Origin of the sequence: Devosia sp. 919 (assembly GCF_013185965.1) — a bacterium.
Classification (GTDB): Bacteria; Pseudomonadota; Alphaproteobacteria; order Rhizobiales; family Devosiaceae; genus Devosia.
The window spans coordinates 3,500,841-3,514,267 of record NZ_JABAOL010000001.1 but is presented as its reverse complement, the minus strand read 5'-3'; the positions used below and the strand labels follow the sequence as shown (position 1 = coordinate 3,514,267).

Below are 13,427 nucleotides of genomic sequence, written 5' to 3'. Positions count from 1 at the left end.
AACAAGGCCGTCCTCGTGAGCATCCGCAAGATCATTCATATCGATATGGACGCCTTCTACGCCTCCGTCGAGCAGCGCGATAATCCCGAGCTGCGCGGCAAGCCGGTCGCGGTGGGTCATGGCGCCGCGCGGGGTGTGGTGGCGGCCGCCAGCTATGAAGCGCGGGCCTTCGGGGTTTATTCGGCGCTGGCTTCCGTCACGGCGATGCGCAAATGCCCCGAGCTCATCTTCGTGCCCCCGCGCTTTGACGTTTATCGCGCGGTCTCCGCCCAGATCCACGAGATCTTTCGCGCGCATACCGATCTGATCGAGCCGCTGTCGCTGGACGAGGCCTATCTCGATGTCACCCACAACAAGCAGGGCATTACCCTCGCGCGGGATGTCGCCAATACGATCCGCAGCCGGATCAAGGAAGTCACCGGCCTCAATGCCTCGGCGGGGATCAGCTACAACAAGTTCCTCGCCAAGATTGCTTCGGGTTACCGCAAGCCCAACAATTATTTCGTTATCCCCCCCGAGCGCGGTGCCCAGTTCGTGGCCGCCCTGCCGATCGAAAAATTCCATGGCGTCGGGCCCGCGACCGCGGCGCGCATGCACCGGCTCGGCATCATGACCGGGGCCGATCTTGCAGCGCTCACCATGGACGAGATGGTCGCCCATTTCGGGCGCTCGGCCCAATATTGGTTCGACCTCGCCCAGGGAATCGACCACCGCGAGGTCAAACCCAATCGCGAGCGCAAGTCCATTGGCGCTGAGGACACGTTCGGGCAGGACATCACCACCCTTGATGAAGCACGCACCCTGACGCGGCCGCTGATCAACAAGGTCTGGGCGGGCGGCGAAAAGCGCGGGCTTTATGGCCGCACCGTCACCTTGAAGGTCAAGTTCGCTAATTTTGAGCAAATTACCCGTGCCAGAAGCCGGCCGGAGCCGGTCAGCAGCGCTGCCGAACTGGCCCAGGCGGTGGACGAATTGCTGGCGCAGACCTTTCCGCCCAGAAAACCCGTGCGCCTTCTGGGCGTCACCATCTCCGCCTTCACGCCTTCCAGCAGCACCGCCACACCCAAGCAGATGGTCCTGCCCATCCAGGACTGAGCCTGCCTAGAGCCGCGCCCGCGATTTGAGCCAGCGATCAAAAGCCACGGCGAGGATCAGGATCAAACCGATCACGATGCTCTGGGTATAGGACGAGACATTGTTGAACTGCAGCCCGTTCTGCAGCACCCCGATCAGCGCCGCCCCGATCACCGTGCCCCCCACGCTGCCGATGCCGCCAAAGAGCGACGTGCCCCCAATCACCACGGCCGAGATCACCGTCAGCTCGTAGCCGGCCCCCGCCACCGCTTCGGCGGAATTGAGCCGCGCTGCCAGCACAAAGGCGGCAAGGCCCGAGAAGAACCCCACGATCACGTAAACCGAAACAAGGATGCGATCGACCCGCAACCCCGACAGCCGCGCTGCCTCCGCATTACCGCCTACCGCGTATACCGAGCGGCCATAGCGGGTATAGCGCAGCACCAGATGGCACAGCACCGCGGCCACCGCAAAGATGATCACCGGCACGGGGACGGGGCCCACAAGGCCGGTGCCGAACCAGCGCATGGCCGGATCAAACCCCGATATGGGCCCGCCATTGGACACGGTGAGCGTCAGCCCGCGAAAGATCGTGAGGCCCCCCAGCGTCACGACGAAGGGCGGCACTTTGAGCCGGGTGATGGTCAGCCCTTGCACCGCGCCGCACAGGGCGCCAACCACAAGCGCGGCAAGCAGCGCCGCAAACCAGCCGAACCCCGAAGATCCGGAAGCGGACAGCGACATCGAATTGGCCGTGCCCCCTTTGGCCACCACGGCGGCGATCATGCCGCAGAACGCCAGCAGCGAGCCGACACTGAGATCGATCCCCGCGGTCAGGATGACGAAGGTCATGCCCAGCGCGATCAGCCCGGTGATCGAGATTTGCCGCATGATGTTGAAGACATTGATGGGGTCGATGAAGCTGGGCTTCATGGCGGTGAACACCACGATCAGCGCCACGAGAAAGATCAGGGGACCAAAGCGCTTGGCAATGGCAAAGCCATTAGGGCCGCTGCGCCGAACCGGTTCGGTCGTGCTGCTCATTGGTGTTCTCCCCCTGGCTGGTCGAGCGCCATCAGCGCCATCAGCTTTTCTTCGCTCGCCTCGCTGGCGAGCATCGTGCCGCTCACGCGCCCCTGCCGCATGGTGACGATGCGGTCGCTGACCGCGAGGATCTCGGGGAGCTCGGATGAAATTACCATCACCGCGATCCCGCGCGCCGCGAGTTGCACGAGGATCTGGTGCACCTCGGCCTTGGCGCCCACATCCACCCCCCTTGTGGGCTCATCGACGATCAGCACCTTGGGGTCTCGCGCCAGCCAGCGCGCCAGGATCACCTTTTGCTGGTTGCCGCCCGAAAGTCCGGCAATGGGCTGGTCGGGAGAGGCCATGCGGATCGAGAGCATTTTCTTGAACTCGCCCAAGGCCTGACGTTCGCGCCGCTCGGTCATGATCCCCAGGCGATTGGAATAAGCCTCGAGCGTGGCGATGGAAAAATTCTGCAGGATCGAGAGAATGGGAAAGATGGCCTGGTGCTTGCGGTCTTCGGGCACGAGCCCGATCCCTAGCGCGATGGCGTGGGCCGGTGAGGCGGGGGCAATGGTTTGCCCGTCCAGCGTCATTGTGCCTGCTGCAATGCGGTCGGCGCCGAAAATGGCCCGCGCCAACTCGGTCCGGCCCGAGCCCACCAGCCCCGCCACCCCCAGGATCTCGCCGGCCTTGAGATCAAGATCGATGCCTGCCAGCACGATGGCATGGGGCGCTTCGGGATCGCGGATGGTCTGCAAGCCGCGCACGCTGAGGCGCACCTGGCCCGCGGCATGCCGCTGCGCCGGCCGCGTATAAAGCTCGGAGGCCGCGCGCCCCACCATTTTCTCGATGATCCGGGGCAGGGGGATCGGACCGCCTTCCCTCAGCAAGTGGCCCGCCAGTCGCCCATCGCGCAGCACGGTCATGCGATCGCAAATGGCCGAGGCTTCCTCGAGCCGGTGGGTGACGAACATGATGGCGACGCCTTCCTCGCGCAGGCGGGCCATGATGGCGAGCAGCTGGCTGACCTCGGTCTCGGTCAGGGCCGAGGTCGGCTCATCCATGATGATCAGTCGGCTTTCGAGCGACAGCGCCCGGGCGATCTCGACCAATTGCTGCTCGGCTACCGACAGCGCCGAAACCGGCGTATCGGGGTCGATGCTGAGCCCCACCCGCGCGATGATGCTGCGGGTTTCCTGGCGCATGCGGCCCCAGTCGATGATGCGCAGCGGTCCGACCGGCGCGCGACCGATAAAGATGTTCTCGGCCACCGACAGCGTCGGGATGAGGCTCAGTTCCTGGTAGATCGTCACAATCCCGGCGCGCTTGGCCGCCTGGGGCGTTGCGGGCCGATAATCCTGCCCGGCAAAAACGATGCGCCCGCTCGAGGGCGGCTGCGCGCCCGAGAGGATCTTGAGCAGGGTGGACTTGCCCGCCCCGTTTTCCCCCAAAAGTCCCAGGATTTCACCCGGGCGCACATCTAGCGACACATCACTGAGCGCTGTGACACCGGCAAAATGTTTTGATACCCCCATCACTTCGAGCAGGGGCGGCGTCGACGGCTGTGACGTGGCAAGAGCTGCCATCGGCCTGTCCTCCTGGGTCTGGCGCAAGCAACCGGCCGGGCGCCTCCTCGCCCCCGGCCGGCGGGATCCGGCTTAGCCGGCTTCGCCGATACGCTCGGCCTGGTCCAGATTGGCCTGGGTGATGACCACGGGGGTCAGCAGCACCAGCGTTTCGGCCGGCTCGGTTCCGTCCTTGGCATAGGCCACCGCGATCTTGACCGCCTCGCGTGATTGCTCGCCGGGGAACTGCTCGACCGTGCCGGCCATGCCCCCGTCGCGCACCGAAGCCAGCGCTTCGGGTAGCGCGTCAAAGCCATAGATCTTGACGTCGGTGAAGCCGCGAGCGGCGCAGGCTTCGAGCGCCCCCAGCGCCATGTCGTCATTGGCGCAGATGATCGCATCGGGCTTGCCATTGGCCGCGAGCCCGGCTTCCGTCACGGCCAGGCCCTGGTCGCGGGCAAAATTGGCGGTTTGCTCGAAGACGATCTTGTACTTGTCGGCCATGCCATCAAGCACGTTGTGCACGCCCTTGTTGCGGTCGATGGCGGGACCGGCGCCCGGCTGGCCCTGCAGGTGGAAGATCGTGGCGCCATCGGGGAAGGCGTCCACCACCGCCTGGGCTTCCGCTTCGCCGCCCTTGACATTGTCCGCCCCGACATGGGCCAGAATGCCTTCCACCCCGTCGACTCGCCGGTCGATGGTCACCACCGGCACATTGGCGGCAATGGCCTGCTCGATGGCGGGCGCCAGCGCATTGACGTCCAGCGGCGAAATGACAATTGCATCCACCTGCTGCACGATGGCCGATTCAATGTCGGCGGTCTGCTTGGGCGCAGAATTTTGCCCGTCGCTCTCGATCACCGCGACACCCTGGTTGCCGGCCTCGGCCTTGATCTGGTTGAGCATATGCACAAAGAACGGAAAGCCCAGGTTGGGCACCGATCCAAGAATGGTCAATTGGTCCTGCGCCAAGACAGGACTGGCAACGGCCAGCGCGCCGAGCGCCACCGAAGACATCAGAAAACTGCGTCTATCCATGGGTTCCTCCCGTTACGGGTCGCCGGCGACATCTTGTGTGTTCGTCCGGCAAGGGGAGCCTAGGTGGTGCTTCTGCTCCCCGCAAGCAGCAAACCGATGGAGTTCGCCACACCCCATCCGCTAAACACCAAGCCATTCAACTCACGGGGCACTAAGGACTGCCGCCGAAATGGGCTGGGCGCCCGCCCGGCAGTGCGTTTGTCTTTCCTTTGGTGCAACGCGGGTCGGGGCGGCGACGTTCGCCCCTGTCAGGGAAAGGCCAAGGCTGTGCAAGACGTCACCCTAGTCCTTGTTCTATTGCTAGCCGTGGTGCTGAGCGGGGCCATCTCGCGTGCGCTGCCCTGGCCCATTCCCGTGCCCCTGGTGCAGATTGCCTTTGGCGCGGTGCTCAGCATCGGCACGCGGCAGGGGATCACGATCAATCCGGACGTGTTCTTCCTCCTCTTCCTGCCGCCATTGCTGTTTCTCGATGGTTGGCGCATTCCCAAGGAAGATCTGCTCAAGGACGCCTCCACCGTGCTGGAACTGGCCCTCGGGCTGGTGGTTTTTACTGTGGTGGGCATGGGCTTTTTCATCCATTGGCTGATCCCCGCCATGCCGCTGGCGGTGGCCTTTGCTCTGGCCGCCGTGCTGTCGCCCACCGACCCTATCGCCGTGTCCGCCATTGCCCAGCGCGTGCCGATCCCCAAGCGCCTGATGCACATCCTGGATGGCGAATCCCTCCTCAATGATGCATCGGGCCTGGTTTGCCTGCGCTTTGCCATTGCCGCGGCCCTCACTGGCACCTTCTCGCCTTATGATGCCGGGCTGACCTTCCTGTGGCTGGCGCTCGGGGGCATCGCCATCGGCGTGGGCGTGACCTGGCTCATCACCCGGCTCCAGGATCGGGTCTCGGGGCGCTGGGGTGAGGACACCGGCTCGAAGGTCTTGGTGAGCCTCCTCATCCCCTTTGCCGCCTATCTCGCCGCCGAACATATGCAGTGCTCGGGCATCCTTGCGGCGGTAGCGGCGGGGCTGACCATGAGCCTGCTCGAGGCGTCGGGGCGCACCCGCGCGACCACCCGCATTCGACGAAATGCCGTGTGGGACATGATCCAGTTCGCCGCCAATGGCGTGATTTTCGTGCTGCTGGGCGAGCAACTGCCCGGCATCGCCCGCGCCGCGCATGAAACCGTGGCTCTGACTGGCCATGCGGAAGTCTGGTGGCTCGCCATTTACATCGTGGCGATCAATGCCGGCCTCGCCGCCTTGCGCTTCGCCTGGGTCTGGGTATCGTTCCGGCTGACACTTTTTCGCGGGCCCGGGCCGCGCAAATCGCCCAACTGGCGTGTGGTCGCCGCCATGTCCTTCGCCGGCGTGCGCGGCGCCATTACCCTGGCGGGTATTCTGACCCTGCCGCTCACGACGCTGGATGGGGCGGCCTTTCCCGCCCGCGATCTGGCGATCTTGCTCGCCATGGGCGTCATCATCACCTCCCTGATCGTGGCCAGCCTCGGCTTGCCCATCCTGTTGCGCGATCTGGATGTCCCGGCCGAATCGGGTGCGCGGGCCCAGGAAGACGATGCGCGCAGTGCCGCGGCCGATGCCGCCCTGGCGGCCCTAAGCAAGGCGCTGGACCAGGTGCCCGAGGAGCGCAGCGACGCCCCGGTTTATGCGGCGGTCGGCAACCGGCTCGCCGAGCTCTACCAGCGCCGGCTCGATGGCCACTCGCAGCTGGAAGCGCTCGATATTTCGCGGAGCGAATATGAGCGGGTGGAAAAAGAGCTGGTTCTTGTCGCCTTGCGGGCCGAGCGCGCCGAAATCCGCCAGCGCCTGCGCACCGGCAAGCTCAAAAGCGAAATCGCGCGGCAACTCATTCGTGACCTCGACTTGGCCGAGATGCGTTACTCCCGCTAGGCTCCATCCATGAGCTCCGGCGGGTTCCCGGCATCTAGCTCAAATTGCCGTGCGGAAACGAACAAATCGGCTACCCCTCACGTTGAGGCTCGACAACGAACCCAAGGGAGACGGTGAATGGCGAAGCGGCGGGAAGTAATGGCGGGAATGGCGGCGTTGCCGCTGGTGGCATGGGCGGCAGGGGCGCTGGCTCCGGCTTTCGCTCAGGAAGCAGGCACGCTTGATGGCGATCGCCTGGCGACCTCGGGCGGCGATGTGATCATCCATCCCGTCAGCCATGCGAGCCTCGTGCTCGGCTATGACGACCAGGTGATTTATGTGGATCCCGTGGGCGGTGCCGAGCTTTACGCCGATCTGCCCCCACCAACCGCGGTGTTGATCACCCATGGCCATGGTGACCATTTCGACGTGCCCACCCTTGAAGCCATTGCAGGCGGCGGCATTCCGATCCTGACCACCCAGGAAGTGTTCGACAAGTTGCCCGAGGCGCTCAAGGCTAATGCCACAGCGCTGGCCAATGGCGACGAGGGCTCGCTCAACGGTCTGCCCGTGGCGGCCATCCCGGCCTACAACACCTCGCCCGACCGGCTGCAGTACCACCCGCAAGGCGTCGGCAACGGCTACCTTATCAAGTTTGGAGACGACATCGTGTATGTCGCCGGCGACACCGAGCCCACGCCCGAAATGCTGGCGCTCGAAAACGTCGCCGTCGCCTTCCTGCCGATGAACCTGCCCTATACCATGACGCCCGAGCAGGCCGCCGAGGCCGTTAACACCTTCAAGCCGGGCATTGTGTATCCCTATCACCACCGCGGCAGCGATCTGGATGCCTTTGAAGCGGCGGTGGGGGAAGGCGTCGAAGTGCGCCGGGCCAATTGGTATCCCGAAGGGGAAGAGGCGGCGTGAGGCCGCCCCGCAAGCCTTGACTCTGCCGTTATTTGCAATGATAAGCACAACCCGATGCGCGCCGGCTCAAACCGGTGCGCTGCTTTGGTTTGAAAACGCTGCTTAAGGCTCCCCGCCGGTTTGATCGCCGGCATGCATGAAGACCGCGACACCGGGTGTAACGCCCAGGGGAATAGTCGCGGCGCCGCAAAGCGCGACAACAGGGACCGGGATGTTTGACGCACCCGGTTGATGAATGACGTTCGCAGTGATCAAAACCGGTGGCAAGCAGTACAAAGTTGCCGCCAATGACGTATTGAAGATTGAAAAGCTCGATGCCGAAGCCGGCACCATCGTGACCTTTGACCAGGTGCTGATGGTTGATGGCGAAGTTGGCGCTCCGCTGGTGGAAGGCGCAATTGTTGCTGCCGAACTGCTGGAAACGCGCAAGCAGAAGACGGTCATCATCTTCAAGAAGAACCGTCGCCACAATTACCGTCGCCGCAACGGCCACCGCCAGCTGCTCTCGACCGTGCGCATCACCGAGATCCTGACCGGTGGCGCCCAGCCGAACCTGACAGCTCCGGCCCGTACCGAAACGGCAACACCCAGCGTGAGCGAAGCCGCACCGGCTGGCGAGCAGAACCAGGCTGGCATCCCGGCTGTCGAGACCTTTGAGGCCGAGGCCGCCGCGCCCGCCAAGAAGAGCTCGCGCAAGGCCGCCGCAGCCCCTGCTGCCGACGACGCCGCTGGCGAAACCGCAAAGCCGGCCCGCAAGACTGCGGCCAAAAAGGCCGCTCCCAAGGCCGATCAGGAATAAGGACCAAGCACCATGGCACACAAGAAAGCAGGCGGTTCATCCCGCAATGGTCGTGATACCGCCGGACGCCGTCTTGGCGTCAAGAAGTTTGGCGGCGAAGAAGTGATCGCCGGCAACATCATCATTCGTCAGCGCGGCACCAAGTGGCACCCCGGCACTGGTGTTGGCTTGGGCAAGGATCACACGATCTATGCTCTGGTTGACGGCAAGGTGGCCTTCCGCACCCGCGCCAAGTCGCAGGTGTTCGTGTCGGTCGAGCCGGCGCTGGCCGCCGAGTAAGAACCGGCCGTTTGCACGCAAGCTGCCGGGGGACAGGTCCCCTCGGCGCTGCCGCAACAGCTAAGCACAGGGGAACCGGTCCGCCGGTTCCCCTTTTTGCTTTTTCGGAGCCCAACATGGACAGCCCACGTCAGCGTCTTCCGGCGACCCTCGCCACCACCCGGCTGGTGCTGACCACGCCTGCGCTCGCGCATGTGCCCGCCATTGCAGAACTGGCCAACAACCCTCGCCTTCTTGCTGTGTCGACCCGCCTTCCCAATCCGTACGGGGAAAGCGACGCGGTCTTTTTTGTCGAGGAGCTTGCCCGTAGTGCTGAAGAATGGGCTTGGGCGATCGAGCTCGAGGGTCGGTTCATCGGCACGATCGGGCTGCATCTGCTGGACGGACAACCCCCCGCACTGGGGTATTGGCTGGGCGAGCCCTTCTGGGGACAAGGCTATGGCACGGAAGCGGCGCGGGCAGTGGTGCAGACCGCCCAGCAGGCCGGCTTTACCGCGCTGCGCTCCCGGGCTCTCGTCAGCAACAGCGCCTCACTCGCGGTGTTGCGCAAGGTCGGCTTTGTTAAACTGGGGCAGGCGTTCGAAGAAACGGGCACGCTCGTGGGTCAACCCGTCGTGCTCCTCGGCCAGGACTTGCCGCAATGATGCACGATCATTTTTCGGGCATGGCCCAATGACCCTTACCCTGCAAACCGCGCGCTTTACGCTGCGCCAGCCCGTGCCTGAAGATGCCGAGTTGATTGCGCGCTATCTCAACGATTTCGCGGTGTCAGGTAATCTCGCGCGGGTGCCATACCCGTATCGCGTCGGCGATGCCAAGGCGTGGCTGCGCACGCGCCGTCCGGTGATGCCGCTGGAGGACACCAATTTCTCCATCGACCTGCCCGAATTTGGTTTGGCGGGGCATGTGGGCTTTCATCTTGGCCCCAAAGGCCCCATTATAGGGTACTGGCTCGGACGCCCCTTTTGGGGGCAGGGCATCATGACCGAGGCAGTGCGGGCGAGCCTTGACTGGTTCTTTCCTGCGACCAACGCGCCGGTTGTGTATTCGGGCGTGTTTCATTTCAACGCGGCCTCGCTGGCGATCCAGCGCAAGCTCGGCTTTACCGAGATTGGCCGTTCCCGCCTCCTATGTCTTGCACGCAAGGCCGAGGTGGAGCATATCGACACTCAATTGACGCAGGGCGTCTGGAAGGCGCACAAGCCATGAAGTTTCTTGATCAAGCCAAGGTTTATGTTCGCTCGGGCGATGGTGGCGCGGGGGCCGTATCGTTTCTGCGCGAAAAGTTCGTTGAATTCGGCGGCCCCAATGGCGGCAATGGCGGGCGCGGCGGCGATGTGATCATCGAATGCGTCGACGGGCTCAACACCCTGATCGATTATCGCTACCAGCAGCACTTCAAGGCCAAGACCGGCACCCATGGCATGGGCAAGCAGCGCACCGGCGCCGATGGCGAGGATACGATCCTGCGCGTTCCCGTCGGTACGCAGATCTTTGAAGACGACAACGAAACCCTCATAGCTGACATGACCGAGGTCGGCCAGCGCGTCGTGCTGCTGTCGGGCGGTAATGGTGGCTTTGGTAATGCCCATTTCAAGACCTCGTCCAACCAGGCGCCCCGCCGCGCCAATCCGGGCCAGGAAGGCACGGAAAAGTGGATCTGGCTGCGCTTGAAGCTCATTGCCGATGCGGGTCTCGTGGGCTTGCCCAATGCCGGCAAGTCGACCTTCCTCGCCGCCGTCTCCGCCGCCAAGCCCAAGATCGCCGATTATCCCTTCACCACACTCCACCCCAATCTGGGCGTGGTCTCGATCGGTGAGCGCGATTTCGTTCTGGCCGATATTCCTGGCCTCATCGAAGGGGCCAGTGAAGGGGCGGGGATCGGTGACCGCTTCCTTGGCCATATCGAGCGCTGTGGCGTTCTGATCCACCTGATCGATGGCACCCAGGACGACATCAAGACCGCCTATACGACCATTCGCACCGAACTGGCCGCTTATGACGAACTGCTGGGGGACAAGCCCGAAATCGTCGTGCTCAACAAGGTCGATGCGATCGAGCCCGAAGACCTCAAGGAAAAGGTCAAGCTGTTGAAAAAGCTGAGCCAAGCCGAGGTGCTCCAGGTCTCGGGCGTGACGGGGCAGGGCGTCGACACCGTGCTTTATCGCGTCATCGGGGTGCTAGACGAAGAAAAAGCTGCCAAGGCGGAAGCCGCCCGGCGCAAGGCAGAACCCCATTGGGCCCCCTAAAATGACGGTGAGGAGGGCGCTGGTGTTTGCGAGTTGCTCCGGTAGCCCTCATGGTGAGGTGCGAGCCCCATGGCGAGCCTCGAACCACGAGGGCGTCGCACGATGAACCCCCTTGCCCCCTTCAGGCGCCTCACCGTCAAGATCGGCTCGGCCCTCTTGGTCGACAAAACAGGCCAACTACGCTCGGAGTGGCTCGCGAGTCTCGCCGATGATCTCGCCGAGCTTAAATCTGCCGGCACCGAGATCGTCATCGTGTCCTCGGGCGCTATTGCCTTGGGGCGGGGCCTGCTGGGCCTCGAAGCGCCGGTTCTAACCCTCGAGCAATCCCAGGCCGCCGCCAGCGCCGGCCAGATCGCCCTGTCACAGGCCTGGGCCGAAGCGCTTGGGCGCCATGGCATCGTCACGGGGCAGATCCTGATCACCCCCAATATCACCGAAGAGCGGCGCTACTACCTCAATGCCCGCACCACGATCACCACTCTCCTGACCCTGGGCGCCGTGCCGATCATCAACGAAAACGACAGCGTGGCCACCGCCGAAATCCGCTATGGCGACAATGATCGCCTGTCGGCGCGCGTTGCCACCATGATCGAAGCCGAGTGCCTGGCGCTCCTATCGGATGTCGACGGGCTATACACCGCCCCGCCGGCCAAGGATCCGAGTGCTACCCATCTGCCGATCGTTCCCAGCATCACACCGGCCATCGAAGCCATGGCTGGGGGCGCCGCCAGCCACCTTTCGCGCGGCGGTATGACCACCAAGGTGGAAGCCGGCAGGATCGCGACCCAGGCGGGCACCGCTATGATCATCGCCAAGGGCACCGAGCCCCATCCGCTGCGCGCCCTTTCGCAAGGCGCGCGCCACACGCTTTTCGCCCCTGTGCAGAGCCGGGGCCAGGCGCGCAAGCGCTGGATCATGGGCACCTTGCATGTCGCGGGCACGCTCCAGGTGGATGCCGGTGCCGTGCGCGCGCTGCGCACCGGCCGCTCGCTGCTTCCTATTGGCGTGACTAAGATCAGCGGCAGCTTTGAGCGCGGCGATGCCATTGCCGTCACCGATCCCGCTGGCGTTGAGATCGCGCGCGGCCTTGCGGGGCTCGACAGCGACGAAGCCCGGCTGGTGATGGGCAAACGCAGCGACACCGTGGTGGAACTGCTCGGCATCGGCCACCGCGCCGAACTGGTGCATCGCGACAATCTCGTGCTGGTGGGCGCCAAGGAGGAAGCCGTCAATGAGCCTGGCTGAAGTTAAGGGCGACACCGCCGCCGTCATGGCCGAGCTCGGCCGCAATGCCCGCGCCGCCGCCCGGGTGCTGGCCAGCGCCACGCCTGCGCGAAAGCGCACCGCGCTCCACACCGCTGCCGGCGCCATCAACGCCCATCGCGCCAAGATCCTCAAGGCCAATGCCCGCGACATGGAAGCCGCCCAGGCCAAGGGCATTTCCAAGGCCTTTCTCGATCGTCTGCTGCTGACCGATGCGCGTATCGACGCCATGATCGAGGCCGTTCGCACCATTGCCGAGCTACCCGATCCCGTGGGCAGCGTCATTGCCGAATGGGACCGGCCCAATGGCCTGCATATCCAGCGCGTCCGCACCCCTTTGGGCGTGATTGGCGTCATCTTTGAATCGCGTCCCAATGTCACCGCCGATGCGGGCGCGCTCTGCCTCAAGGCCGGCAATGCCGTCATCCTGCGCGGTGGCTCGGACAGCTTTTACTCCTCCCAGGCGATCGTGGATTGCCTCCTCGACGGGCTGCACCTGGCCGGCCTGCCGGTCGAGGCGATCCAGCTCGTCCCCACCACCGACCGCGCTGCGGTGGGCGAGATGCTCGCGGGCCTTGAGGGCAATATCGATGTGATCGTGCCCCGCGGCGGCAAGACCCTCGTTGCCCGCGTGCAGGCGGAAGCCCGGGTGCCGGTATTTTCCCATCTCGAAGGGCTGGTGCACGTCTATATCGACCGCTCAGCCGATCTCGACAAGGCCGTTGCAATTACCCTCAACGCCAAGATGCGCCGCACCGGCATTTGCGGCGCCGCCGAAACGCTGCTCGTTCATCGCGACGTGGTTGACACCCATCTGCGCCCGATCATCGCTGCGCTGCAGGGCGCCGGCTGCGAAATCCGGGGCGACGCAACGGTTTGCGCCCTGATACCCGAGGCCAAGCCTGCTACCGAGAGCGATTGGCGCACCGAATACGAGGACGCCATCATCTCGGTTAAAGTGGTGGACAGCATCGAGGCGGCCATCGCCCATATCGAGCATTATTCCAGCCACCACACCGAGGCGATCATTGCCGAAGACCCAGAGGCGGTGGAGCTGTTCTTCAACAGCATCGATTCCGCCATCCTCATGCACAATGCCTCTACCCAGTTCGCCGACGGCGGCGAGTTCGGCTTTGGCGGCGAAATCGGCATCGCCACCGGCAAGATGCATGCCCGCGGCCCCGTCGGCGTCGAGCAACTCACGAGCTTTCAATACCGCGTCCGCGGCAACGGCCAGCTGCGGCCGTGAACTTTCTGATCTTGGCACCATCCTCGGAGCTTGTTGCTCCCCTTCCCCTTGAGGGGAGGGGCCGGGGGAGGGGGGCCATC

13 protein-coding genes are annotated in these 13,427 nt (G+C 64.4%); 10 read left to right on the top strand and 3 right to left on the bottom strand.

Annotated elements, in window-relative coordinates; translation table 11 throughout:
• Positions 1–15: 15 nt before the first annotated feature.
• Positions 16–1,095 (top strand): DNA polymerase IV, encoded by a 1,080-nt coding sequence (gene dinB / locus HRQ64_RS16945; RefSeq protein WP_349236722.1) that lies wholly within the window; start codon positions 16–18, stop codon positions 1,093–1,095.
• 6 nt (positions 1,096–1,101) lie between these two features.
• Here dinB and HRQ64_RS16940 read toward each other — a convergent pair whose 3' ends face one another.
• From HRQ64_RS16940 to HRQ64_RS16930, 3 genes are all read right to left on the bottom strand, one after another.
• Positions 1,102–2,118, bottom strand: a complete 1,017-nt coding sequence (locus HRQ64_RS16940; protein WP_172124547.1) for an ABC transporter permease — start codon at positions 2,116–2,118, stop codon at positions 1,102–1,104.
• The gene (locus HRQ64_RS16935) at positions 2,115–3,689 is read right to left on the bottom strand and encodes a sugar ABC transporter ATP-binding protein (protein WP_172124545.1); all 1,575 of its coding nucleotides are present in this window, start codon (positions 3,687–3,689) and stop codon (positions 2,115–2,117) included. The genes HRQ64_RS16940 and HRQ64_RS16935 overlap by 4 nt, the downstream gene beginning before the upstream one ends.
• Positions 3,690–3,761: 72 nt before the next feature.
• On the bottom strand, positions 3,762–4,706 hold the full coding sequence (locus HRQ64_RS16930; RefSeq protein ID WP_127754229.1) for a substrate-binding domain-containing protein: 945 nt from the start codon (positions 4,704–4,706) through the stop codon (positions 3,762–3,764).
• Between the two features lie 267 nt (positions 4,707–4,973).
• Here HRQ64_RS16930 and HRQ64_RS16925 point away from each other — a divergent pair, with 267 nt between their 5' ends.
• The 9 genes from HRQ64_RS16925 to HRQ64_RS16885 all read left to right on the top strand — a co-directional run bounded on the left by HRQ64_RS16925 (position 4,974) and on the right by HRQ64_RS16885 (position 13,347).
• Positions 4,974–6,602, top strand: coding sequence for a Na+/H+ antiporter (locus HRQ64_RS16925; RefSeq protein ID WP_172124543.1), 1,629 nt, complete (start codon positions 4,974–4,976; stop codon positions 6,600–6,602).
• A 117-nt stretch (positions 6,603–6,719) separates the two neighbouring features.
• Positions 6,720–7,508 carry an MBL fold metallo-hydrolase gene (locus HRQ64_RS16920; protein WP_172124541.1) on the top strand — a complete coding sequence of 263 codons (789 nt, stop codon included), beginning with the start codon at positions 6,720–6,722 and terminating at the stop codon, positions 7,506–7,508.
• 235 nt (positions 7,509–7,743) lie between these two features.
• Positions 7,744–8,307: a 50S ribosomal protein L21 gene (gene rplU / locus HRQ64_RS16915; protein WP_127754226.1), complete on the top strand. Its 564-nt coding sequence runs from the start codon at positions 7,744–7,746 to the stop codon at positions 8,305–8,307.
• A 12-nt stretch (positions 8,308–8,319) separates the two neighbouring features.
• The gene (rpmA, locus tag HRQ64_RS16910; protein WP_127754225.1) at positions 8,320–8,586 is read left to right on the top strand and encodes a 50S ribosomal protein L27; all 267 of its coding nucleotides are present in this window, start codon (positions 8,320–8,322) and stop codon (positions 8,584–8,586) included.
• Positions 8,587–8,702: 116 nt separating this feature from the next.
• Positions 8,703–9,230 carry a GNAT family N-acetyltransferase gene (locus tag HRQ64_RS16905; protein ID WP_172124539.1) on the top strand — a complete coding sequence of 176 codons (528 nt, stop codon included), beginning with the start codon at positions 8,703–8,705 and terminating at the stop codon, positions 9,228–9,230.
• A gap of 28 nt (positions 9,231–9,258) precedes the next feature.
• On the top strand, positions 9,259–9,795 hold the full coding sequence (locus tag HRQ64_RS16900; protein WP_172124537.1) for a GNAT family N-acetyltransferase: 537 nt from the start codon (positions 9,259–9,261) through the stop codon (positions 9,793–9,795).
• Positions 9,792–10,835: a GTPase ObgE gene (obgE, locus tag HRQ64_RS16895; protein ID WP_172124535.1), complete on the top strand. Its 1,044-nt coding sequence runs from the start codon at positions 9,792–9,794 to the stop codon at positions 10,833–10,835. Before HRQ64_RS16900 ends, obgE begins: the two co-directional genes overlap by 4 nt.
• 102 nt (positions 10,836–10,937) lie before the next feature.
• On the top strand, positions 10,938–12,080 hold the full coding sequence (proB, locus tag HRQ64_RS16890; RefSeq protein ID WP_248307073.1) for a glutamate 5-kinase: 1,143 nt from the start codon (positions 10,938–10,940) through the stop codon (positions 12,078–12,080).
• Positions 12,067–13,347, top strand: coding sequence for a glutamate-5-semialdehyde dehydrogenase (locus tag HRQ64_RS16885; RefSeq protein WP_172124531.1), 1,281 nt, complete (start codon positions 12,067–12,069; stop codon positions 13,345–13,347). Before proB ends, HRQ64_RS16885 begins: the two co-directional genes overlap by 14 nt.
• Positions 13,348–13,427 lie beyond the last annotated feature (80 nt).

Excerpts from the sequence above, each read along its gene's own strand:
- HRQ64_RS16940 (WP_172124547.1), bottom strand. The coding sequence starts at position 2,118 with ATGAGCAGCACGACCGAACCGGTTCGGCGCAGCGGCCCTAATGGCTTT.
- HRQ64_RS16935 (WP_172124545.1), bottom strand. The coding sequence starts at position 3,689 with ATGGCAGCTCTTGCCACGTCACAGCCGTCGACGCCGCCCCTGCTCGAA.
- HRQ64_RS16930 (WP_127754229.1), bottom strand. The coding sequence starts at position 4,706 with ATGGATAGACGCAGTTTTCTGATGTCTTCGGTGGCGCTCGGCGCGCTG.
- HRQ64_RS16920 (WP_172124541.1), top strand. The coding sequence starts at position 6,720 with ATGGCGAAGCGGCGGGAAGTAATGGCGGGAATGGCGGCGTTGCCGCTG.
- rplU (WP_127754226.1), top strand. The coding sequence starts at position 7,744 with ATGACGTTCGCAGTGATCAAAACCGGTGGCAAGCAGTACAAAGTTGCC.
- rpmA (WP_127754225.1), top strand. The coding sequence starts at position 8,320 with ATGGCACACAAGAAAGCAGGCGGTTCATCCCGCAATGGTCGTGATACC.
- HRQ64_RS16905 (WP_172124539.1), top strand. The coding sequence starts at position 8,703 with ATGGACAGCCCACGTCAGCGTCTTCCGGCGACCCTCGCCACCACCCGG.
- HRQ64_RS16900 (WP_172124537.1), top strand. The coding sequence starts at position 9,259 with ATGACCCTTACCCTGCAAACCGCGCGCTTTACGCTGCGCCAGCCCGTG.
- obgE (WP_172124535.1), top strand. The coding sequence starts at position 9,792 with ATGAAGTTTCTTGATCAAGCCAAGGTTTATGTTCGCTCGGGCGATGGT.
- proB (WP_248307073.1), top strand. The coding sequence starts at position 10,938 with ATGAACCCCCTTGCCCCCTTCAGGCGCCTCACCGTCAAGATCGGCTCG.
- HRQ64_RS16885 (WP_172124531.1), top strand. The coding sequence starts at position 12,067 with ATGAGCCTGGCTGAAGTTAAGGGCGACACCGCCGCCGTCATGGCCGAG.